The organism is Sandaracinobacteroides sp. A072 (assembly GCF_052616365.1).
The window spans coordinates 594360-614872 of the sequence record NZ_JBQXGU010000002.1 but is presented as its reverse complement, the minus strand read 5'-3'; the positions used below and the strand labels follow the sequence as shown (position 1 = coordinate 614872).

The 20513-nt window shown below is 66.1% G+C and carries 20 protein-coding genes; 7 read left to right on the top strand and 13 right to left on the bottom strand.

Annotated features, from left to right (window positions below; genetic code table 11):
* Positions 1 to 9: 9 nt before the first annotated feature.
* Together ACUJ46_RS08845 and ACUJ46_RS08840 are read left to right on the top strand one after the other, a co-directional pair.
* Complete coding sequence (locus ACUJ46_RS08845) at positions 10 to 1050, top strand: glutathione S-transferase family protein (protein WP_445390103.1); 1041 nt, start codon at positions 10 to 12, stop codon at positions 1048 to 1050.
* Positions 1051 to 1052: 2 nt separating this feature from the next.
* Entirely contained in the window at positions 1053 to 1928 is an 876-nt protein-coding gene (locus tag ACUJ46_RS08840) for a dienelactone hydrolase family protein (RefSeq protein ID WP_445390102.1), read from the top strand.
* Between the two features lie 23 nt (positions 1929 to 1951).
* Here the strand turns inward: ACUJ46_RS08840 and ACUJ46_RS08835 are convergent, their stop codons facing one another.
* Positions 1952 to 2695 (bottom strand): alpha/beta fold hydrolase, encoded by a 744-nt coding sequence (locus ACUJ46_RS08835; RefSeq protein WP_445390101.1) that lies wholly within the window; start codon positions 2693 to 2695, stop codon positions 1952 to 1954.
* A gap of 113 nt (positions 2696 to 2808) precedes the next feature.
* On the opposite strand from ACUJ46_RS08835, the gene ACUJ46_RS08830 reads away from it, so the two are divergent.
* Together ACUJ46_RS08830 and ACUJ46_RS08825 are read left to right on the top strand one after the other, a co-directional pair.
* A complete protein-coding gene (locus ACUJ46_RS08830; protein WP_445390100.1) occupies positions 2809 to 4026 on the top strand; it encodes a toxic anion resistance protein in 1218 nt (405 codons plus the stop codon).
* A 3-nt stretch (positions 4027 to 4029) separates the two neighbouring features.
* The gene (locus ACUJ46_RS08825) at positions 4030 to 4746 is read left to right on the top strand and encodes a hypothetical protein (protein ID WP_445390099.1); all 717 of its coding nucleotides are present in this window, start codon (positions 4030 to 4032) and stop codon (positions 4744 to 4746) included.
* An 84-nt stretch (positions 4747 to 4830) separates the two neighbouring features.
* Here the strand turns inward: ACUJ46_RS08825 and ahpF are convergent, their stop codons facing one another.
* The 6 genes from ahpF to ACUJ46_RS08795 all read right to left on the bottom strand — a co-directional run bounded on the left by ahpF (position 4831) and on the right by ACUJ46_RS08795 (position 11709).
* A complete protein-coding gene (gene ahpF / locus ACUJ46_RS08820; protein WP_445390098.1) occupies positions 4831 to 6408 on the bottom strand; it encodes an alkyl hydroperoxide reductase subunit F in 1578 nt (525 codons plus the stop codon).
* A gap of 109 nt (positions 6409 to 6517) precedes the next feature.
* On the bottom strand, positions 6518 to 7081 hold the full coding sequence (gene ahpC / locus ACUJ46_RS08815; protein ID WP_445390097.1) for an alkyl hydroperoxide reductase subunit C: 564 nt from the start codon (positions 7079 to 7081) through the stop codon (positions 6518 to 6520).
* 149 nt (positions 7082 to 7230) lie between these two features.
* Entirely contained in the window at positions 7231 to 8271 is a 1041-nt protein-coding gene (locus ACUJ46_RS08810) for an aspartate-semialdehyde dehydrogenase (protein ID WP_445390096.1), read from the bottom strand.
* A gap of 86 nt (positions 8272 to 8357) precedes the next feature.
* Positions 8358 to 9401, bottom strand: coding sequence for an AI-2E family transporter (locus tag ACUJ46_RS08805; RefSeq protein ID WP_445390095.1), 1044 nt, complete (start codon positions 9399 to 9401; stop codon positions 8358 to 8360).
* 117 nt (positions 9402 to 9518) lie between these two features.
* Positions 9519 to 10736: an argininosuccinate synthase gene (locus ACUJ46_RS08800; protein ID WP_445390094.1), complete on the bottom strand. Its 1218-nt coding sequence runs from the start codon at positions 10734 to 10736 to the stop codon at positions 9519 to 9521.
* Between the two features lie 70 nt (positions 10737 to 10806).
* Complete coding sequence (locus tag ACUJ46_RS08795; protein WP_445390093.1) at positions 10807 to 11709, bottom strand: N-acetylmuramoyl-L-alanine amidase; 903 nt, start codon at positions 11707 to 11709, stop codon at positions 10807 to 10809.
* 174 nt (positions 11710 to 11883) lie between these two features.
* On the opposite strand from ACUJ46_RS08795, the gene ACUJ46_RS08790 reads away from it, so the two are divergent.
* Positions 11884 to 13941 carry a transglycosylase domain-containing protein gene (locus ACUJ46_RS08790; RefSeq protein ID WP_445390092.1) on the top strand — a complete coding sequence of 686 codons (2058 nt, stop codon included), beginning with the start codon at positions 11884 to 11886 and terminating at the stop codon, positions 13939 to 13941.
* On the opposite strand, the gene ACUJ46_RS08785 is transcribed toward ACUJ46_RS08790, so the two are convergent.
* From ACUJ46_RS08785 to ACUJ46_RS08775, 3 genes are all read right to left on the bottom strand, one after another.
* Complete coding sequence (locus ACUJ46_RS08785; protein WP_445390091.1) at positions 13923 to 14618, bottom strand: M48 family metallopeptidase; 696 nt, start codon at positions 14616 to 14618, stop codon at positions 13923 to 13925. The genes ACUJ46_RS08790 and ACUJ46_RS08785 overlap by 19 nt on opposite strands.
* The gene (locus ACUJ46_RS08780) at positions 14603 to 15442 is read right to left on the bottom strand and encodes a GNAT family N-acetyltransferase (protein ID WP_445390090.1); all 840 of its coding nucleotides are present in this window, start codon (positions 15440 to 15442) and stop codon (positions 14603 to 14605) included. The genes ACUJ46_RS08785 and ACUJ46_RS08780 overlap by 16 nt, the downstream gene beginning before the upstream one ends.
* A gap of 62 nt (positions 15443 to 15504) precedes the next feature.
* A complete protein-coding gene (locus ACUJ46_RS08775) occupies positions 15505 to 16833 on the bottom strand; it encodes an AmpG family muropeptide MFS transporter (RefSeq protein ID WP_445390089.1) in 1329 nt (442 codons plus the stop codon).
* Between the two features lie 77 nt (positions 16834 to 16910).
* Here ACUJ46_RS08775 and ACUJ46_RS08770 point away from each other — a divergent pair, with 77 nt between their 5' ends.
* A complete protein-coding gene (locus ACUJ46_RS08770; protein WP_445390088.1) occupies positions 16911 to 18086 on the top strand; it encodes an aromatic ring-hydroxylating oxygenase subunit alpha in 1176 nt (391 codons plus the stop codon).
* Positions 18087 to 18111: 25 nt separating this feature from the next.
* Here ACUJ46_RS08770 and ACUJ46_RS08765 read toward each other — a convergent pair whose 3' ends face one another.
* Positions 18112 to 18309, bottom strand: coding sequence for a YdcH family protein (locus tag ACUJ46_RS08765; RefSeq protein WP_445390087.1), 198 nt, complete (start codon positions 18307 to 18309; stop codon positions 18112 to 18114).
* Between the two features lie 344 nt (positions 18310 to 18653).
* Between ACUJ46_RS08765 and ACUJ46_RS08760 the strand changes: the two genes are divergently transcribed.
* On the top strand, positions 18654 to 18812 hold the full coding sequence (locus tag ACUJ46_RS08760) for a DUF465 domain-containing protein (protein WP_445390086.1): 159 nt from the start codon (positions 18654 to 18656) through the stop codon (positions 18810 to 18812).
* A gap of 106 nt (positions 18813 to 18918) precedes the next feature.
* Here ACUJ46_RS08760 and dksA read toward each other — a convergent pair whose 3' ends face one another.
* On the bottom strand, positions 18919 to 19347 hold the full coding sequence (gene dksA, locus ACUJ46_RS08755) for an RNA polymerase-binding protein DksA (protein ID WP_445390150.1): 429 nt from the start codon (positions 19345 to 19347) through the stop codon (positions 18919 to 18921).
* Positions 19348 to 19615: 268 nt separating this feature from the next.
* On the bottom strand, positions 19616 to 20512 hold the full coding sequence (locus ACUJ46_RS08750; RefSeq protein WP_445390085.1) for a C40 family peptidase: 897 nt from the start codon (positions 20510 to 20512) through the stop codon (positions 19616 to 19618).
* Between the last annotated feature and the right edge of the window lies 1 nt (position 20513).

The window sequence follows — 20513 nt, the reverse complement described above, 5'->3', positions numbered from 1 at the left end:
ATGCTGGCCATGCCCATACTCTACGGAACAGAACCCAGCTTCTACACCCGCAAGGCCTGGGCGGCGATGCGCCTGCTTGGCCTTCCCGTCGATGACCGGCTGAAGACGCTGGCCGTCAAGGCCGAGGTGGAGGCCGCTGTCGGCGGTTATCACCGCTTCCCCGTCGTCTGTTGCGAAGAGGGGGACTGGATCGTCGATTCGACCGATATCGGCCTCGAACTTTCGCGCCGCCACCCGGCCCGCTCGCTGCGGCCCGATGACCCGGCGCTCGACTGGCTGATGCTGGTGGCCGAGGACTGGCTGGACGAATGGTTCCTGCGCGCCTGCCTCGCCTGGCGGCCTGTGGATGCCGCAACACGCGCCTGGGTGGCGCGGGCCGGGGCGCTCAACGTTCTGGGCCACCCGGCCGGCGCCGACAGTCCCGCCGGGCTGGAGGAAAAGGTGGCGCGGATCGCGGACGCGACCGAGCGCTTTTTCGTGATGGCGGGCGAGGTGAACGGCGTGGTCGCGCAAAGCCGGCAGCAGGTGCTGGCGCAGCTGGAGGCCAGCCTTGCTGCACTGGAGACGATCCTCTCGGCCACGCCCTTTCTCGCCGGCACGCGGCCCAGCCTCGCCGATGCGTCGCTCTGGGGCTATCTCGAAGCCGGCCTGTTGTGGGAACCGGCGGCAAAGGCTCATGTCGCGCCGCGCTACCCGGCCATTGTCGCCTTCCATGGCCGGCTGAAGGCGCTTGCCGATGCCGGGGGTGATCCGCTCGGCCAGTGGGATGATCTCGCCACCGTCAGCCGCCGCCTCGAACCGCTTCTCGGCGGCGACGCGTTGGGCTTCCATGCCTTCCAGCGGGCCAATGCTCAGGCGCTGGCCGATGGCACGAAGCGTCTGGCCATCGATGGTGTCGATGTGCCGGCGCGCGGCTTCACCGAAAAGAGCCGCCGCAAGATCGCCGCGGCCCATGCCGCGCTCGATGCGGCAGACCGGGACCGGCTGATGGCTGCCGTGGGCGGCTGGCCGCTGGTGCGGGCCTATGCCGATTTGCCAGAGGGAGAGTGAAAATGACGGATCGTCTTCCCGAAACGGAAAACTGGGTGCGCATGTCGGGCGTCAGCCGCCGTGCGGCGCTGGGCGGCGGGGTCGCGGCGCTTGGCTATGCGATCGCCGCGCAGCCGGTGCGGGCCGACCGCGCCTTCACGCCGACAGACGGGCTTGAGGAAGGCATGGTGCAGTTCGAGGCTTCGGACGGTTTGCGCATGAATGCCTATCGCGCCCGCCCGCGCGGCAAGCGCGGCCATGATGCCCCGGTCGTGCTGGTGGTGCAGGAAATCTTCGGCCTGCACGAATGGATTAGGGACGTGACACGCAGGCTCGCCCATGCGGGCTATTACGCCATCGCGCCCGACATGTACCAGCGTCAGGGCGACCCGACGAAGGTGTCCGATATCCAGACCCTGTTTCGCACCATCGTCTCGAAGGTGCCGGATGCGCAGGTGATGGCCGATCTCGACGCGGCGGCGGCCTATGCCGGACGGCATGGCGGCGACGCGAAGCGCCTTGGCATCACCGGCTTCTGCTGGGGTGGGCGCGTCACCTGGCTTTACGCCCACCACAACCCCGCGCTGAAGGCAGGTGTTGCCTGGTATGGGCGGCTGGTGGGCGAACCGTCGGACCTGCAGCCGCGCCACGCCATCGATGTCGCCGGTGCGCTGAAGGCCCCGGTGCTGGGGCTTTACGGCACGCTCGACAAGGGCATCCCGCTTGCCGATGTGGAGCGCATGAACGCGGCGCTGAAGGCCGCCGGCAGCCCGAGCCACATCCGCCTGTTCGAGAATGCGGACCATGGTTTCCTGGCCGATTACCGCCCCAGCTACAATGCGGCGGCGGCAAAGGCGGCATGGGCCGATGCACTGGGCTGGTTCAAGGAGCATCTCTGAGCAGGTGGCCGCTCAGAGTCTTTTCAGAGGCTTTCCAGGAAGTCGATCATCGCCGCTGCCAGTTCGGGTTTCGTCACCGAACTCATGTGCGTGCCCGGAATGGCGCTGTAGCGGCCCTGCGGCAGCAGCCGGGCAAGATCGGGGGCCGGGCCATTGTCCTCGTCTTCCGTGCCGCACACCACAAGGGCCGGCAGGTCGAAGCCCGCAAGCACGTCTGCTGGCGTGTCCAGCTGCTGGCGCAGCAGGTGAACAAGGGCATCGGGTTGCGTCACATGGGTCTTCATGAAGGCTTCGGCCATGAAATAGGGGTCACCGCGTTTCCATTGCCCGCGCCCCTCGATCATGGTGATGAACCAGTCGCTGCGGCGGCTGGCGCTGGTAAGCCCTTCCAGCCCCATGCCGGCGAAGATGGCGGCGCGCGGCCGCATGCCCCGCGCCAGCAGCCGCGCGGTGGTGCGCGCGCCCAGCGAAAAGCCGCCGAGGACAAAGTCCCCGCCAAGGCCCAGCTGTTCGACGAGCGCCTCGATATCCCTTGAAAGCACATCGGCGGGCCATGCATCTGCATCGAGCGGCGCGTCGCTTTGCCCATGGCCGCGCAGGTCGGGCATGATCAGGCGATAGCCTGCATCCATCAGTTTCCGCGCCGTGCCGAAGCGGACCCAGTTGACATCCGCATTCGAGAACAGGCCATGGATAAGAAGAAGGGCCGGCCCATCGCCCATCTCCGTCACGTGAAGGCTGGTTCCGTCGAAGCTTCGATAGTGCATGTGGAAAGAGCTAGAGCCTTGAGGTGCCGCCGGCAAGGCGGCTGCTCTTGCGAACTGGCCGCGCAATCGCCATCCTCTGTTCCCGAGAGGGGTGTCAGACAGAGAAAGATGCCATGGAGCCCCAGACTGAGAGTGCCGCCGCCATTGCCGGGCAGAAGCCCCTGAAGCTCGACGCGCCCGAGCCTGTTCCCGCCGTCTCTCCCGAAACGGCGGCCGGGCTTGTGCCGCTTGACGAAGGGCAGAAGACCGAACTCGACCGCAAGGTGGAAGCCTTCATCGCCGATCTCGTGGCACAGGATGCCAACAGCCCGGAATTCGGCAAGCGCGTAGACCAGCTTGCGAGTCTTGGCAGCCGCCAGATCGCCGAGGCATCGGGCCAGTCCAACCGCTTTCTCGACCGGCCCGTGCGCGCCATGGACGCCGACACCGGTATCGGCGCCGACCTGACCGAATTGCGCCGCACGGTGGAGGATCTCGACCCATCGCGGCGCGGTGACATCACCAGCCGTCGCAGGCTCTTCGGGATCATTCCCTTCGGCAACAAGGCGCGCGCCTATTTCGACAGCTATGCCTCGGCCCAGTCGCATATCGCCACGATCCTGAAGCGGCTGCAGGGCGGCAAGGATGAACTGCTGCGCGACAATGCCGCCATCGACGTCGAGCGCCGGCAGCTGTGGGAAGCCATGGGCAAGCTTGAGCAGATGATCCACCTGTCGAAGACGCTGGACGCGCGGCTGGAGGAAAAGGCGGCCGAACTCGACCATGTCGATCCCGCCAAGGCCAAGGCCATCCGCGAGACGGCGCTCTTCTATACCCGCCAGCGCACGACCGACCTTCTGACCCAGATGGCGGTTTCGGTGCAGGGTTATCTGGCACTCGATCTCGTGAAGAAGAACAATCAGGAGCTGGTGAAGGGTGTGGACCGGGCATCCACGACCACGGTTTCGGCACTGCGCACCGCCGTCACGGTTGCCCAGGCATTGACCAACCAGAAGCTGGTGCTCGACCAGATCACCGCGCTGAACACGACGACCGCCAATGTGATCGATTCGACCGGCACCATGCTGCGCACGCAGACAGCCGAAATCCACAGGCAGGCGGCGTCTTCCACCATCCCGCTCGAAACGCTGAAACAGGCCTTCCAGAATATCTACCAGACGATGGATTCCATCGACCAGTTCAAGCTGCAGGCGCTGTCCAGCATGAAGCAGACGGTGGATACGCTTTCGGGCGAAGTCGAGAAATCGCGCGGCTATATCGCTCGGGCCGAGGGCATGGCGCAGATCGAGGGCAAGGCGCAGGAAAGCCCCTTCGCGCCTGTCGAGGGCTGATCCATGTCCCTGCTGCCCGAAACCCGCGAGGCGCTCGCCCGCTATGATGCGTGGCTGGCGCGCACCGTGAAATCGCCCGAGGCGATGAAGGCGCGCGCCCGCCGGATCGAGCGCAAGACCCGCGCCGTCGGCCGCAGGATCCGCAACATGCTCCTCGGCGCCTTTGCCGTGGTGCTGGCGGCTGTTGTCTATGGCGGCTTCATCGGCCCGCTGGGTTTCGGCGGGGTCATGCTCACCATTCTTGCGGCCTTTGTCGTCATGGCCGTTCTGACCAGCTGGCCGCGCGAGCGTTCGCCGACGCTCGAAGCCCTGCCCGAAGTGCCGCTGAAGGCGCTTCCCGCGCAGGTGGAGGACTGGCTGGAGGGCCATCGCGCCCTGCTGCCGGCGCCTGTCACGGCGGAGATCGACCGCATCATGACAAGGCTCGATCTCATCACGCCGCAACTGGCGAAGCTGGATGCCGGGCACCCCATGGCAGACGATGCCCGCCGCCTGATCGGGGATCATCTGCCCCGGCTGGTGAAAAGCTATGCCGAAGTACCGGCGACCCACCGCGCCACGCCGGAAGCCACCCGCCACCTGAAGGAAGGGCTGAAGGTGGTGGCGGCGGAGATCGACCGCATCAACGGCAGCATCGCCCGCGAAAGCCTGACCGCGCTGGAGGTCGAGGGACGCTTCCTCGAAAACCGTTATCAGCCGGAAAAGCCCGGCAAGCCCTGAGATCCGGGTTCATGAAAAAGGCCGCCCCCCGGAATGGGATGGCGGCCTTTTCATTCAGCCTGTTCAGGTTTGGCCTGTCGCGGTTCAGGCGGCCTTGGCCACATCCTGCGGCAGGCGGATCATGTAGTCGAAGGCGGACAGGGCTGCCTTCGAGCCTTCGCCCATTGCGATGACGATCTGCTTGTAGGGAACCGTCGTGCAGTCACCGGCCGCGAACACGCCGGGCACGCTGGTCTCGCCCCTGGCGTTCACCTCGACCTCGCCACGCGGAGAAAGCGCGACCGTGCCCTTCAGCCATTCGGTGTTGGGCACGAGTCCGATCTGGACGAAGATGCCTTCCAGTTCCACTTCGTGCAGCTGGTCGGTCGTGCGGTCCTTGTAGACAAGGCCGGTCACGCGCTCGCCATTGCCCTTCACCTCGGTGGTCAGCGCCGACGTGATGATGGTGACATTGGGCAGGCTGCGCAGCTTGGTCTGCAGCACCGCATCGGCGCGCAGCTGGCTGTCGAACTCGATCAGGGTGACGTGAGCGACGATACCGGCAAGGTCGATCGCGGCTTCCACGCCGCTGTTGCCGCCGCCGATCACGGCCGTGCGCTTGCCCTTGAACAGCGGGCCGTCGCAGTGCGGGCAATAGGCAACGCCCTTGTTGCGATAGTCATCCTCGCCCGGCACATCCATGGTGCGCCAGCGCGCGCCTGTCGAGAGGATGACGGTGCGGGATTTCAGGCTGGCGCCGTTCTCAAGTTTCACCTCGACAAGGCCGCCCGGCGTTGTGGCCGGCACCAGTTCGATTGCCTGCTGAAGGTTCATGATGTCCACATCATTGTCCTTCACATGGGCTTCAAGCTGCGCGGCGAGCTTCGGCCCCTCGGTATAGGGGACGGAAATGAAGTTCTCGATCCCCATGGTGTCGAGCACCTGGCCGCCGAAACGCTCGGCCGCGACACCGGTGCGGATGCCCTTGCGCGCGGCATAGATGGCCGCCGCCGCGCCCGCCGGGCCACCGCCCACGACCAGCACGTCGAAGGCGTCCTTGGCCCGGATCTTCTCGGCGGCGCGCGCGGATGCGTTCACGTCGATCTTCGCGACGATCTGCGCGAGGTCCATGCGGCCCTGGCCGAACACCTCGCCGTTCAGGAACACGGTCGGCACCGCCATCACCTTGCGGGCGTCTACTTCCTCCTTGAAGAGGGCGCCGTCGATGGCGACGTGGCGGATGCGGGGGTTGATGACGCTCATCAGGTTCAGCGCCTGCACCACGTCGGGGCAGTTCTGGCACGAGAGCGAGAAATAGGTTTCGAAGAGGAAGTCGCCGTCGAGGTCGCGCACCTGGTCGAGCAGTTCCTGCGCCTCGCGCGAGGGGTGGCCGCCGACCTGGAGCAGCGCGAGCACCAGCGAGGTGAACTCATGCCCCATGGGGATGCCGGCGAAGCGCACGCCGATGTCGGTGCCGGTGCGGCGGATCAGGAAGGAGGGGCGGCGCGCATTGTCATCGGCGCGAACATGGCTGACCTTGTCCGACAGCTCCGCGATCTGGCCGAGCAGTCCGGCGAGTTCGGCCGACTTCGGACCGTCATCGAGGGATGACACCAGCTCGATCGGCATGGTGATCTTCTCGAGATAGGCCTTCAGCTGGGCCTTCAGGTTGGAGTCGAGCATGGGGGTGTCTCCGGGTCAGTGAACAGGTGGCCGTCTTGTCGGGCCGGTGGCAGCCGCCGCCCGCCCACTGGGGGTGGGCGGCAGCGCCGTCATGCGGCTGGGGCCAGCCTCAGATCTTGCCGACGAGGTCGAGCGAGGGAGCAAGGGTCTTCTCGCCTTCTTCCCACTTGGCCGGGCAGACTTCGCCGGGGTGCGAGCGGACATACTGGGCCGCCTTCACCTTGCGCAGCAGTTCGGACGCATTGCGGCCGACGCCTTCCGAAGTGACCTCGACATACTGGATCACGCCATCGGGATCGACGACGAAGGTCGCGCGGTCGGCAAGGCCGACGCCTTCGCGCATGCAGTCGAAGTTGGTCGTGATCTGGCCGCTCGGGTCGCCCAGCATGAAATAGTTGATCTTGCCGACGGCCGGCGAGGTTTCGTGCCAGGCCTTGTGGCTGAAATGCGTGTCGGTCGAAACGCTGTAGATCTCGACGCCGAGCTTCTGGAACTCGCCGTAAAGGTCAGCCATGTCTTCGAGTTCCGTCGGGCAGACGAAGGTGAAGTCAGCCGGATAGAAGAAGAAGATGGCCCACTTGCCCTTGACGTCGCCGTCGGTGACGGTGACGAACTTGCCTTCCTTGAAGGCCTGGGCAGTGAACGGCTTGAGGGTGCTTCCGATGATGGGCATGCGAACTCCTTTGCCAGTTGATTCGGGCAAGGTGTATATAGGTCGCAGGCTTCAATCGAACAAATTGATTTACTGGAAGTGCGTGATCGCAAAAAGCGATTGAGCGAGCCGGGGCGCGCCATCTGGCTGCCCCGGCTGCCCGTTTGCTGTCAGCCCTTTTTCAGGTGGCGGCGGCCGAGAAGCTCGGCGATCTGCACCGCGTTGAGGGCCGCGCCCTTGCGGAGATTGTCGGAAACGCACCAGAGCACCAGCCCGTTTTCCACCGTGGGGTCGCGGCGGACACGGCTGACGAAGGTGGCATAGTCGCCCACGCACTCGACGGGTGTCGTGTATCCGCCGTCTTCCCGCTTGTCGATGAGCATGACGCCCGGCGCTTCCCGCAGGATGGACTGGGCGCGCGCCACGGAAATGGGCCGCTCGAACTCGAGGTTGATGGCTTCGGAATGGCCGACGAACACGGGCACGCGCACGCAGGTCGCAGTGACGCGGATGTCGGGCGAGAGGATCTTGTTGGTCTCCGCCGCCATCTTCCATTCTTCCTTGGTGTAGCCGTCATAGCCGGATGAGGAATCGAGGAAGACGTCGATGTGGGGGATCACGTTGAAGGCGATCTGCTTGGTGAACTTCTTGCGGACCTTTTCGTCGCCCACGAAGACGGCGCGTGTCTGCTCGAAAAGCTCGTCCATGCCGTCCTTGCCCGCGCCCGAGACGGACTGGTAGGTCGAGACGACGCAGCGGGTGATGCCGGCTTCGTCATGAAGCGGCTTCAGTGCGACCACCATCTGCGCGGTCGAGCAATTCGGGTTGGCGATGATGTTGCGCTTTTTGTAGCCGTCGATCGCCTCCGGGTTCACTTCCGGCACGATGAGCGGCACGTCCGGGTCCATCCGGTAGAGGGAGCTGTTGTCGATGACGGTGCAGCCCGCCGCCGCCGCACGCGGCGCGTGGATCTTCGTCGGCCCGGAACCGGCGGCGAAGAGGGCGATGTCCCAGCCGGTGAAATCGAAATTCTCGATGTTCTGGACCTTCAGCTCCTTGCCGGTATCGCCGAAGTCGATCATCGTGCCCTGCGAGCGCGGCGAAGCCACGGCCGCGATGTCGGCCAGCGGAAATTCGCGTTCGGCAAGGATGTTCAGCATTTCGCGGCCCACGTTGCCCGTGGCGCCGACGACGACAACCCGATAACCCACGTTAAAGCTCCAATCCCGGTTCATGCAGAGATATGCGACAGCGGCGCTTGGCGCAGCCGGCCCTTGCAGTCAATCTTTGCAGGGTTTCAGCCTGCGGGCGGCAGCGCCCCCTCGCCATATCTGGAGGCGACGAACTGCTTTACCAGCACAAGGCCGACGACGGTGAGCGGAACGGCCAGAATGACCCCCAGCGGCCCCAAGAGCACGCCGGCCGCAATCAGCGAGAAGACGGTGAGGGCAGGTGGAAGATCGACCATGGCCGACTGCGCCATCGGCGTCACGACATTGCCCTGCAGCTGCTGCACGACGATGAGGGCAATGACGGTGGCGATCCCGGTTTCGAAGCTGATGGAAAAGCCGAGAATGACGGCCGGGATGGAGACGACGATCACCCCCAGATAGGGCACGAACTCGCACAGGCCGGCCACCAGCCCAATGGCGAGCGGCGAGGGCAGGCCAGCGATCCACAGGCCAAGCGCCGTGCCCGCTCCGACGAAGCTCATCGACACCGCCTGTCCCTTCAGCCAGGCGTTGAGGCTGGCGAGCACGGCCTCGACCGTCATGAGGGCGGCCTGACGCCTTGCGGGGGGCAGCATCAGCAGGAGGCCCCGGCCATAAAGGCCCGGCTGGGCGGCCAGATAGACGCCCGACACCAGCACCACGACAAGGCCCGTGATTGCCGTGCCGGCGCTTCCGAGCACGGTTTGCACCACGGAGACGATGCGCTGGCCATCGGGCATGAAGCCGCCGATGTTCTCCATCACGGCGCGGCCTTCGGTCGATGTGTCGAGCCAGGTTTTCACCTGGGCAAAGGCCGAGGGCAGTTTTTCGAAGAGAATGGCGAACTGCTCGGCCATCAGGCTGCCGAAGGCCCAGCCAATGATGCCTATGCCGACGATTGGCAGGATCACCGCCAGAATCAGCGCCAGCGGGAAGGGCAGGCGCAGGCGGCGTTGCAGCAGCCGGGCGAATTCATGGAACATCAGCGCCACCAGCGCCGAGGCGAAGAGCAGGAGCAGAAGATCGGTCAGCCGCCAGAGCATGACGCAAAGCCCGATGGCCGCCGCCACCACGAGCGTGCGACGGAAGATGGCGGTATCTGTGAGGGGTGGGCGCGGCACGTCTGGCATCAAGGTCTCCTGCGCCCACAATAGGCTGGCCGCCCGCTCCCCGGAAGGGGGCAGGCAGCCTGCCTTGATGTCACCACGGCCCGGCTGGCGCAGGCCCGTAGCTTCAGCCCGATGGCCTCAGCCCTGCCGGTCGCGCTGGCCGAGCAGCCGCAGTCGCAGGGCGTTCAGGCGGATGAAGCCCTTGGCGTCGCGCTGGTCATAGGCGCCGGCATCGTCTTCGAAGGTGACGATGTTGGCGGAATAGAGCGAATAAGGCGATTTTCGGCCGACGACATTGACGCTGCCCTTGTAGAGCTTCAGCCTGACCGTGCCCGTCACCTTTTCCTGGCTGTAGTCGATCGCGGCCTGCAGCATCTCGCGTTCGGGTGCGAACCAGAAACCATTGTAGAGCAGCTCCGCATAGCGCGGCATCAGCTCGTCCTTGAGGTGGGCGGCGCCACGGTCGAGGGTGATGGATTCGATGCCCCGGTGGGCGGCGATCCAGATGGTGCCGCCGGGCGTCTCGTACATGCCGCGGCTCTTCATGCCGACGAAGCGGTTTTCCACCAGGTCGAGCCGGCCGATGCCATGGCGCTTGCCATAGTCATTCAGCCGGGTCAGCAGACTGGCGGGCGACAGGCCTTCGCCATTGATGGCCACAGGGTCGCCGCGCTCGAAATCGATGGTGATATATTCCGGCGTATCGGGCGCGTCTTCCGGGTTGTCGGTGCGGGAATAGACATAATCCGGCACTTCTTCCCACGGATCTTCCAGAACCTTGCCCTCGGACGAGGTGTGCAGCAGGTTCGCATCGGTCGAGAAGGGGCTTTCGCCACGTTTGTCGCGCGGGATCGGGATCTGGTGCGCCTCGGCGAAGGCGATCAGCGCCTCGCGGCTGGTCAGGTCCCATTCGCGCCAGGGCGCGATGATGCGGATACCGGGTTCGAGCGCATAATAGCCAAGCTCGAAGCGCACCTGGTCATTGCCCTTGCCCGTCGCCCCATGGGAGACGGCATCGGCGCCCACCTGCCGGGCGATTTCGATCTGCCGCCTGGCGATCAGCGGGCGGGCGATGGAAGTGCCGAGCAGATACTGGCCTTCGTAAAGCGCGTTCGCCCGCATCATCGGCGCCACGTAATCGCGCACGAATTCCTCGCGCAGGTCGTCGATGAAGATTTCCTTCACGCCCATCAGTTCGGCCTTGTGGCGGGCTGGCTCCAGCTCCTCGCCCTGGCCGAGATCGGCGGTGAAGGTGACCACCTCGCAATTATAGGTGGCCTGCAGCCATTTCAGGATCACGCTGGTATCCAGCCCGCCCGAAAAGGCGAGCACAACCTTTTTCACCTGCTCCGTCATTGCGCGCATCTCCTGAAAAAACGTCTTCGCGGGCCGCTTAACGGTCCGCGAAGACGGGCGCAATGAATCGCTAGTGCCGTGTCGCGATAGTTTCGCTGCCAACCGGCTTCAGATAGCCGCCATGGCACCAGCCCTCGAAGGGGGCCGCAAGACCGCCGGAATCCTCCACGCGCACGCGCAGCCAGTCGCCGTGCGCCTCCAGCGCATGCACCTGCCGGCCGTGCGGCAGCGGCCCGCGCTTCAGCGGTTCATAGCGGGTTCCGGGCCCGCTGCGGACATTCAGCGGCGTTTCGGGCGAGACAACGCGCATCCGCCGCCCGGCCCGTGCCGCCTCGCGGCCGGGCTGCGCCAGCAGGCGGCGCATGCGCTCCATGGGAAAGGCGGGGCCGGGGTCCACCTTCAGCCTGCGTACCGTATCGACATCGCGGTGGCCGACGATGGCCGAGATGGATGGAAACGCCCCGAGACAGGCCGTCACGATCTGCTCGATGGCGCGCAGCTGCCCTTCGGGATAAAGGGGCCAGAAGGCGGCGGCGGAGCCGACCCATTGGTCACGTGCTTCCAGCATGCCCGGAAAGGGTCTCAGCCTTGCTGCAGGCACGGGTTTCCGCTGCCAGTTCAGCCATTCGCCCGTATCGCTGCGGAAATGATAGCCGGGATTGACGATCTCGATCCCGATGGAGCGCTGGTTCACCTGCCCGGCGCCCCGGAAGACACCGCCCCCTGCATGCCAGGCGGTGTCGTTCAGGCTAACCATCTGGGTGATTCTGCCATCGGTTTCGATCACGAAATGGGCGCTTGCCCGTGATGCCCTGTTCCGGAATGTCGCGATTGCGGATTCAGCCGTGTAGCCTGCCGTGTAATGCATGACGATGCAGTCGCGCGCCCGGTGCCCGGTTTCGAAATTCGGTGAAGCCGCGCGCGCGGCGCCGGCCGCCCAGCCGTCGATGATCTGGCCGTTCAAGTTTTGCATGCCCCTGTCTCCCCCAGAAGGATTAACCAGATAGGTTAGTTACACGGCATTTCAAGGATTGTCGGCCTGGTGGTCCCTGTTGCGACTTGACCTGTAGTGACGTGTCCTGTTGCGACGAGCCGAGGGCGCATGGATCTTGTTGCCGCCATAATCCCTCCCTATTCCTGAAACCCCATGAAAGGCACATCCTCCAGGCGGAAAGCGCCGCGGCGCTCGCTTATCGGGCGCATCGTCTTCGGTCTTATCGGCTGGGGCGCGATATTGGCGCTGCTCGGCACGCTCGGGCTGGCGCTTGCCGTGGCTGTGAGCATGGCGTCCCTGCCCGGTTATTCCGAGATGATGAAAAGCCCGCAGGGCCAGTCCGTCGTCATCCGCGCGGCCGATGGCACCGAGCTTGTCACCGTCGGGCCAAGCTATGGCGCCTGGCTGCCTTATGATCGGATCCCGCGCGAGATGATCGAGGCGATGAAGGCCGTGGAGGACCGCCGCTTCGACTGGCACCCCGGCATTGACCCCTTCGGCATCGCGCGTGCGGCGGTGGTCAATTTCCGCGCCGGCGGCACGGTGGAGGGCGCCTCCACCATCACCCAGCAGCTGGCGCGGAACCTGTTCCTGACCCGCAAGCAGACCTATGGCCGCAAGCTGCGCGAGGCGGTTCTGGCGCTGGCGATGGAGCGGCGCTTCACCAAGAAGCAGATCATGGAGCTCTACCTCAACCGGGTCTATTTTGGCGGCGGCGCCTATGGAATCGATGCGGCCTCGCGGAAATTCTACGGCCATCCGGCAACGGAGCTCGATCTCGAGAAATCCGCCATCATCGCCGGGCTGGTGAAGGCGCCCAGCCGCTATGCCCCCACCGCAGACCCGGAACGCGCCCGCAGCCGCGCCCGCGTGGTGATCGGCACCATGCGCGAATCCGGCGCCATCAGCCCGGCCGAGGCAGCCGCGGCCGATGTCGGCGCCGTCCGCTTCGTGGTCGACCGCGATCAGGGCGACGTGCGCTACTTCACCGACTGGGTGCTCACCCAGCTGGAAACGCTGACGGACGAGGCCGACGAGGCGCTCGACGTCACCACCAGCCTCAACCCGCGCCACCAGGCCGCAGCCGAAGCTGCCGTGCATTCGCAGATGGTGGCGGGAACGCAGGCCGCCGTTGTGTCCATGCGCGCCGATGGCGCCGTCACCGCGATGGTGGGCGGGCGTGATTATGCGACCAGCATGTACAACCGCGCCGTCGTCGCGCGCCGCCAGCCGGGATCATCCTGGAAGCTCTTTGATTATCTTGTCGCGCTGGAAGAGGGGATGACCCCGGACAGCCGCGTGGTGGACGAGCCGCTGACCATCGGCAACTGGAGCCCGCGCAATTCCAACGGCCGCTATCTCGGCTCTGTCACGCTGCGCCAGGCCTTTGCGCTTTCGATCAACACCGTGGCGGCCAGGCTGGCGCAGCAATATGGCTATGACCGCGTGGCCGGCATGGCCCGGCGCTTCGGCATCACCACCCCCATTTCCACCCAGCCGGCCATGGCGCTGGGCTCGTCGGAAACGACCCTGCTGGAGATGACGTCGGCCTATGCGGCCATAGCCGCGCGCGGCGTGGAAGCCCGCCCCTGGGCCATCCAGTCGATCACCACATCCTCCGGGCGCACCCTCTACAACCGGGAGCCGGAAACCCCGCGCGTGCTCGTTGCCCCTTTCGTCGCCGCCTACATGACCGACATGCTGCGCGCCGCCGTCGAGGCGGGCACCGGCCGGGCGGCGCAGATCGGCCGCCCGCTGGCGGGAAAGACGGGCACCACCAGCTCGAACAAGGACGGCCTGTTCATCGGCTTCACGCCCGAACTCGTGGCCGGCGTGTGGATCGGGCGCGACGATGCGAAGGCGGTCCGCGGGCTGGCGGGCGGACAGGCGCCTGCACGGCTATTTTCCGCCTTCATGGCCAAGGCCCTCAGCGGTGTCGCCATTTCCGATCTCGAAGACCAGGTCGAGCAGCCGGAATACGGCAGCGAGCCCGACGCCGAGGCCTACGGCATCGTGCCCGGTTCCGAATTGTTCGGAGAGGGCGGGGAGACGCTGGATCCTGGCGCGCTCGATCCCAGTCTGGCGCCCGTCGCCGAGTCGCCCGTCCAGACCGGGGCCCTGCCGGAACCCGAGCCGCTCACCGACCGCTGGCTCGAAGATGCCGTCCGCCAGGAACGTCGCCAGCAGGCCGGTCAGGCGCCGGCGCCATAACCCATCAGGCGCGGGCCATGCTCCCTCAGCCAGGCGCGCGCCGGGCCATGGGGCGTGCCGAGCAGCTCTGTCGCCAGCGCCCAGAAGCCCGGGCCATGATTGGGGTGAGCCAGATGCGCCACTTCATGGGCGACAAGAGCCGCGCGGATCGTATCGGGCGCCAGGATCAGCCGCCAGCTATAGGCAATTCGTCCGTCGCGGGCGCAGCTTCCCCAGCGGCTGCGATAATCGCCCACGCGCACGCCAGTCACCCGTAGCCCCGCCGATGCCGCCAGCTGGCGGGTCTCCGCCTCAAGTAGCACCAGCGCCTGTTGGGTCAGCCAGCGCCGAACCCGGCCGGCAAACAGGCTGCCTTCCCCCGGAACCAGCAGCTGGCCCCCTTCATGCCGTGCGAGGCGGCCGCTGCCCGGCGCCAGCAGCAGGCTGCCGCCCCGGAAGGGCAGGTCGAGGCCCGGCACGAAGGGCCGGTTCAGCGTCGCGCGCCGTTCCCGTTGCAGGCGGATCCACTCCCGGTTGCGGGTGATGAAGGCCTGCGCCTCGGCGCGCGAGGTGCGCGGCGGAAGCGTCACGCGGGCCGTGCCGCTATCGGGACACAGGCGCAGCACCATGCGCCGGGCGCGCGGGTTCACCCTGATGTCGACGGCAAGGCCATCCTCGTCTTTCAGCAGCGTTCGCAACCCCCGGTGAAACGGTCGAGATAGCGGCGCGTGATCCGCTCGACAGGCATCAGCACGAACACGTCCACCGTGTTGAACTGCCGGTCGATATGGGCGCCGTCACCCACCATCGCGCCGACCCGCAGATAGCCTTTCAGCAGGGGCGGCAGGGCACGCTGGCTTCCACGCACATCATAGCTGCCGGCGGGCAGCCGGTCCATCGGCTCGTGGACGAGGGCGCGTGCCCGCAGGTCCGGGGGTGCCAGATGATGGTGGAACAGATAGCTCAGCTCGGCGGCATGGTCATCGGGGTTCGTGCCATGGAAGGATGCGCAGCCGAACATGTGGCCGATATCGTGCATGGCCAGATAGCTGGCGATGCCGCGCCACAAGAGGCTGATGGTCTGGCTGTCGCGAAAGGCAGGCGCAACGCACGACCTGCCCAGTTCGAGCAGTTGCCCGCCCTGATGCGCCGTGCGGAGCAGGGGGCCAAGATCATATTCTCCAGCGGAATAGAAGCCGCTGTTCTCCATCGCCACGTCCTGCCGCAGCAACCGGTAGGTGCCGACGACTCTTGGCCCTTCCGGCCCCTCATGGTCGATCACCAGCAGATGGTCGCACAGGCTGTCATAGGGGTCGATATCGCGCCCGGCCTCGATGGTGGCCGCATCGGCGCGCGCACCCATTTCGCCATAGAAAATGCCATGGCGCAGTGCCTGCGCCGCAGCGACCTCCTCGTCCGACCGGGCGAGCCGGACGTCGAGTCGGCCCTGCCGGTGAATGTGCGGAGATGTCGCCAGCCGGCGGGCGCAAATGGCGGTGGATGCGGATTCGGTCTGCTGCATGGCGGTCCCGTCCCTCGTTCGAGGCCCCGCGCGGGCCTGTCGACGAGGCCTGTGGCATCGAATTATGACAGTCTGTCGGGCATGTTTCCATCCCCGGCAGGCGGCGGGGCGTAGCGCTTCATCAGCAGCCGGAAGATAAGGATGCCCGGAACCGCCAGAACCGTCGTCAGTATGTAGAAGTTGACGAAGCCCATCACCTCGATAAGCCCGCCCGCCGTGGTGCCCGAAAGGAAGCGCCCCAGGATGGAGGCAAGGGCCGACAGCAGGGCGAACTGGGTGGCGGTGAAGCGCAGGTTGCACAGCCAGGACAGATAGGCGACGACGGCGACGCCACCGACCCCGCTGGAGAAATTCTCGAAGCCGATGGTGACGGCGAGCGCCCAGTCGATCGCGCCCATGGTTGCAAGCCAGGCGAAGCTGAGGTTGGAAACCGCCATCAGCACGAGCGAGAGCATGACGGCGCGCATCATGCCGAGCCGGGCATAGACAGCCCCGCCGACGAAGATGCCGACGAGTGTGGCCACAAGCCCGAAGCCGACGTCATAGACGGCGATCGAATCCTTGGTGAAGCCGAGGTCTGACAGCAGCAGCCTGAGCGAGAGGTTCGCCAGTGTATCGCCGATCTTGTGAATGATCACGAACAGCAGCACCAGAACCGCCCCCTGGCGCTTCATGAAATCGGCAAGCGGGGCGATGAAGGCGGTCCGCAGCCGCTGGCCCAGCGGCTGCAGCGCCTCGGCGGCCAGTGCCGCCGTCCGTGCGGCAGGTTCCCCCAGCAGCAGCCCGGCAGCCAGCGCCGGCAGCACGAAAAGGCCTGCCGCCGCATAGGCAAGCCCCCAGCCCGAACGCTCTGCAAGCACCAGGGCGAGGGCGCCCGCGCCTGCGGCGCCGAGCCGCCAGCCATATTGGCTCATCCCCGACCCCGCGCCCAGCTGGTCCTCGCGCAGGCTTTCGATTCGATAGGCGTCGATCACGATATCGAAGCTGGCGCCGAGGAAGGCGACGAAGAGCGCCGCCGCCACCATCTGGCCGATATCGGCCACGGGATCGACGGCCCCCATCCAGGTGAAGCCTGCCGCAAGGCCGATGGCGATCAGCACCAGCCATGCGCGGCGCTGGCCGACAGCGGCCGCCAGCAGCGGCAGCCGCGCCCTGTCGATCACCGGCGCCCACAGGAACTTGAAATTATAGAGCAGGAAGGTGAGCGCGAAGGCCGTGACGGTGGATTTCTGGATGCCCGATTCGGCAAGCCTCGTGGTGAGGGTTGCGGCCAGCATGGCAAAGGGCGCGCCCGAGGACAGGCCCAGCAGAAGCGCGCCGACGGGACCGCGTTCGAGATAGGGGCGTATGGCCGCGCCCCAGCCGCGGCCCTCTTTGGCGGATGCTGTCATGCGGCTGCTTGTGGCCGGTTTCCGTGCCCAAGGAAACAGGCTTGCGCTGATGGCGATGCCGGGCGCATCATGCCGGCATGAAGGCGTCCTTCGCCAACGCGCAAGGCGCGGCAGTGGCCCGCGCGCCGACCAGCGGCCAGATCCGCCTGGCGGAGCAGTGCCGTGACGGGCCGCCGCCCGATACGTCCATCATCTCGACCGTGCCGGCCAGCGCCTATCTCTGCCCGGACCGCTTCCGCGCCGAAAAGGAAAGGCTGTTCGGGGGCATGCCCCTCCTGATCGGGCCATCCGCCATGCTGCCAGCGCCCGGAACGATGCTGACGCATGACGGCTTCGGGCTCCCCTTGCTTCTGCTGCGGGATCCGGAAGGGCGGCTGCGGGCCTTTCTGAATGCCTGCCGGCACCGGGGCACGCGGCTGGCCGATGCGCCCGAACCGGTGGAGGCGTCGCAGATCCTCTGCCCCTATCATGCATGGGCCTATGGCCTCGATGGCCGGCTGAAGGCCCTGCCACGGCCAGAGACATTTCCCGGCCTCGACAAGGCGGTGATGGGACTGGTCGAGTGCGTTTCGGCAGAAGCCGGCGGGCTCGTCTGGGTTGCGCCCGGCCCTTCGGCGGATGTCGATTTCAGCCTGGCCCGGGGCCTGCTGGCCGAGGATTTCGACGCCCTCGGCCTTGGCGGCATGCATCTCTACGCCCGCCGCACCCACAGGGTCGCTTCCAACTGGAAGCTGGTGATGGATGCCTTCCTTGAAAGCTATCATGTCCAGCGGCTGCACCGGAATTCCATCGCCCGCTTCTTCGAGGACGGGCTTTCGGCCGGAGACAGCATCGGGCCGCACATGCGCTCTGCCGTGGCGCGGCTTGGCGGGCTGTCCGGGGTTGATTTCAGTGACTGGGCAGCTCTGCGCCGCATCGTCACCTATGCCTATCAGCTGCTGCCCGGCGCGATCCTGATTGCCAGCCCCGATTATGTGAACCTGATGGTGCTGATGCCGCAATCGGCCGGGGAAACGCTGGTCGAGGATTTCATGCTCATCCCCCAACCACCCGGAACGCCCGAGGAAGAGGCGCACTGGCGCAAGAGCTGGGCGCTGCTCGACGGCAAGGTGTTCGGCGCGGAGGATTTCATGGCGGCCGAAGCCGGGCAGCGTGGCCTGGAATCGGGCGCCGTGCCAGATCTGCTGCTGGGCGGGCTGGAGCAGGGCATTGCAGGCTTCCACGCACGGATCGAGGCGCTGCTGGCCCGCTGAAGGCCTCAGCTGCTCAGCCAGTCCTTCAGGCGATGATGTCGGGGATAAGCAGGTCGGTGATCTGGGCGATCTCGTCCTTCAGGCGCAGCTTGCGCTTTTTCAGCCGCGCGATCTGGAGGATATCGGCCGTTGCCGAACGCGATAGCGCCTCGATCGCGGCATCGAGATCGCGATGCTCCTGCGACAAGGCATGAAGGCGCGCCCTCAGTTCCGCTTCATCCATGGAATGCCGCCTGTTCCTGTTGCCCATCTATGCAATGGCTTGCCGGATGCCCGCCGCCGGGCCGGGCCGACATTGCGCGCCAATGACCATAAGCCATGCCCGCGTCAACATGCAGCCGGCCCGCCGCCGAGTCGGCTTCTGGCCCTTGCCCGGCAGAGATTCGGCCATGGCCCTCATCTTGTGGTGAAGCGCCTGGCACGGCCCCACATATGGCCATGGAAACGGCCGGGCCGGGACCATGGCGAAATTCCTGTTCAGCCCGCTGACAGGGGCACGAATGCATGATTTACTTTCCCCTGCGCCCAGGAATCCGGGCGCTTTCTGGAGAGAAAGGAACCGCCACCATGGCCAGCTCGCATCTCGAAGCTCTCAACTCCCGTCATGCCATGATCGAGGGTCAGATCACGACCGAGATGAACCGCCCGGTGCCGGATTCCGTGAAGCTCAGCGAACTGAAGAAGCAGAAGCTGAAGCTGAAGGAGGAAATCCGCCGCATGCAATAGCAGCGCTATCCGGGCTGGCGGCGGATGCGATCCGCCGCCTTTTCCCGTGTCGCCTGTTCAGCAACCCGCATAGCCAGGGGTGAGACCCCTTGGGTTCAGTTCGGGTTCAGTCGTCCCGGCTGATGCGCTCTTCCCGCTCGTGGCGTTCCTGCGCTTCCAGCGTCATCGTGGCGATCGGACGCGCTTCCAGCCGTTGCAGCGAGATCGGCTCGCCCGTGATCTCGCAATAGCCATAGTCCCCGCTGTCGATCCGCCGGAGCGCCGAGTCGATCTTGGAGATCAGCTTGCGCTGGCGATCACGCGTGCGCAGTTCCAGCGCCCAGTCGGTTTCCGATGACGCCCGGTCGGTCTGGTCCGGCTCCTGGATCGGGCCTTCCTTCAGCGTTTCGAGCGTAGCCTTCGATTCGGCTGCTATGTCGGCCTTCCATTGCAGCAGCTTGGCGCGGAAATAGGCCAGCTGCCTGTCATTCATGAAGGGTTCGTCATCGCTGGGCTGATAGTCCCGCGGAAGGCCGAGGCCTTCCAGGCGGGCCATCAGGCCGCCATGTTCCAATATGTCCGCACCAGATTGTTTCGAATGCATGTCCGCCACCTGGGCCTCTCCCGTTAGCCGGCGTTTTCACCGGTCCGTTTCGAGGGGTCTTTTGCCCCTTCCGGTGCCTCCCCGCACCTTGCGGGGCCAGATACTGCACGGTCCATGCAGCGGCAAGCGGAACAGATGCCGCAACAGAAATTTCATGTGGTTGCGGCAGAATGGCAACGGGTCGGGCTGTGGGTCGCAAGGCCCCATGGGCGGGCCGGTGTCAGAAGCGGCGCAGCCTTGGCTCGGGCTGTGCTTCGCCCCGCTGGCGCGCACGCGCCACCACATCTTCCAGCGGCTCCACCACGCAGGCCATCCAGTGGGCGTTGGCGTGCAGCAGGTGGCGGTCATCAACCATCACGCCGATATGGCCGGGCCAGCAGGCAAGATCGCCCCGGCGCACTTCGCCCGGCATGACGGCGTAGCTCGCGTCTTCCATCTGCATGTCGCTGTCCCGCCGGCAGGCATGGCCGGACAGAAGGCGCGACACCTGCACCAGGCCCGAACAGTCCACGCCGGCCCGGCTGCGGCCACCCCAGCGATAGGGCGTGCCGACGAAGCGTTCCGCGAATTCGACCCAGTCGGCGCTGCTGTCCCCGCCTGCGGGCAGCAGGTGCCGGTGGTGCATGAAGCAGCCGGCATGGGGGCCGGCAAGGATTGCATGGAAACGTTCGTCATGCGGGGTCACTTCGACCCGGGCCGCCATGGGCAGGGTGGCGACGACAGGCGCCTTCACCGCCGGTGCTGCCAGTACCAGCCCGTCTCCGGGGCCGATCAGCATGGCTTCGCCCGCAGGGGGCTGCGAAAGCGCCAGCGCGTCGAGCGGGACATGGCCCACATAATGGTCATGAAGGGAATAGCCCCAGCCATAGCCGTGGCCGCTGTCCAGCAGGGCGAAGGTCTCGCCCGGCAGCAGTTCGCTCACGGCGGGCGCGTCGGCGCGGTCGGCGCCCAGCATCATGGCCCGGCGCGTCGCCACCATGGTGCGCGGCTCGACATAGTTCGGAACTGCAACCAGTTGTGCAAGCGCGATGTCGGCCAGATCGTTGCGCCATGCTGCCGTGCGCGGGTCAAGCGGCCCCAACGGCTTCGCGATTCGGGGGCCGGAAATTCTGGTCATT

Coding starts and splice junctions, on each gene's coding strand:
- ahpC (WP_445390097.1), bottom strand. CDS start 7,081: ATGCCCATCATCGGAAGCACCCTCAAGCCGTTCACTGCCCAGGCCTTC.
- ACUJ46_RS08835 (WP_445390101.1), bottom strand. CDS start 2,695: ATGCACTATCGAAGCTTCGACGGAACCAGCCTTCACGTGACGGAGATG.
- ACUJ46_RS08765 (WP_445390087.1), bottom strand. CDS start 18,309: ATGGATGAAGCGGAACTGAGGGCGCGCCTTCATGCCTTGTCGCAGGAG.
- ACUJ46_RS08830 (WP_445390100.1), top strand. CDS start 2,809: ATGGAGCCCCAGACTGAGAGTGCCGCCGCCATTGCCGGGCAGAAGCCC.
- ACUJ46_RS08800 (WP_445390094.1), bottom strand. CDS start 10,736: ATGACGGAGCAGGTGAAAAAGGTTGTGCTCGCCTTTTCGGGCGGGCTG.
- ACUJ46_RS08790 (WP_445390092.1), top strand. CDS start 11,884: ATGAAAGGCACATCCTCCAGGCGGAAAGCGCCGCGGCGCTCGCTTATC.
- ACUJ46_RS08795 (WP_445390093.1), bottom strand. CDS start 11,709: ATGCAAAACTTGAACGGCCAGATCATCGACGGCTGGGCGGCCGGCGCC.
- ACUJ46_RS08775 (WP_445390089.1), bottom strand. CDS start 16,833: ATGACAGCATCCGCCAAAGAGGGCCGCGGCTGGGGCGCGGCCATACGC.
- ACUJ46_RS08845 (WP_445390103.1), top strand. CDS start 10: ATGCCCATACTCTACGGAACAGAACCCAGCTTCTACACCCGCAAGGCC.
- ACUJ46_RS08770 (WP_445390088.1), top strand. CDS start 16,911: ATGAAGGCGTCCTTCGCCAACGCGCAAGGCGCGGCAGTGGCCCGCGCG.
- ACUJ46_RS08780 (WP_445390090.1), bottom strand. CDS start 15,442: ATGCAGCAGACCGAATCCGCATCCACCGCCATTTGCGCCCGCCGGCTG.
- ACUJ46_RS08805 (WP_445390095.1), bottom strand. CDS start 9,401: ATGCCAGACGTGCCGCGCCCACCCCTCACAGATACCGCCATCTTCCGT.
- ACUJ46_RS08825 (WP_445390099.1), top strand. CDS start 4,030: ATGTCCCTGCTGCCCGAAACCCGCGAGGCGCTCGCCCGCTATGATGCG.
- dksA (WP_445390150.1), bottom strand. CDS start 19,347: ATGGCCCGCCTGGAAGGCCTCGGCCTTCCGCGGGACTATCAGCCCAGC.
- ACUJ46_RS08840 (WP_445390102.1), top strand. CDS start 1,053: ATGACGGATCGTCTTCCCGAAACGGAAAACTGGGTGCGCATGTCGGGC.
- ahpF (WP_445390098.1), bottom strand. CDS start 6,408: ATGCTCGACTCCAACCTGAAGGCCCAGCTGAAGGCCTATCTCGAGAAG.
- ACUJ46_RS08760 (WP_445390086.1), top strand. CDS start 18,654: ATGGCCAGCTCGCATCTCGAAGCTCTCAACTCCCGTCATGCCATGATC.
- ACUJ46_RS08750 (WP_445390085.1), bottom strand. CDS start 20,512: ATGACCAGAATTTCCGGCCCCCGAATCGCGAAGCCGTTGGGGCCGCTT.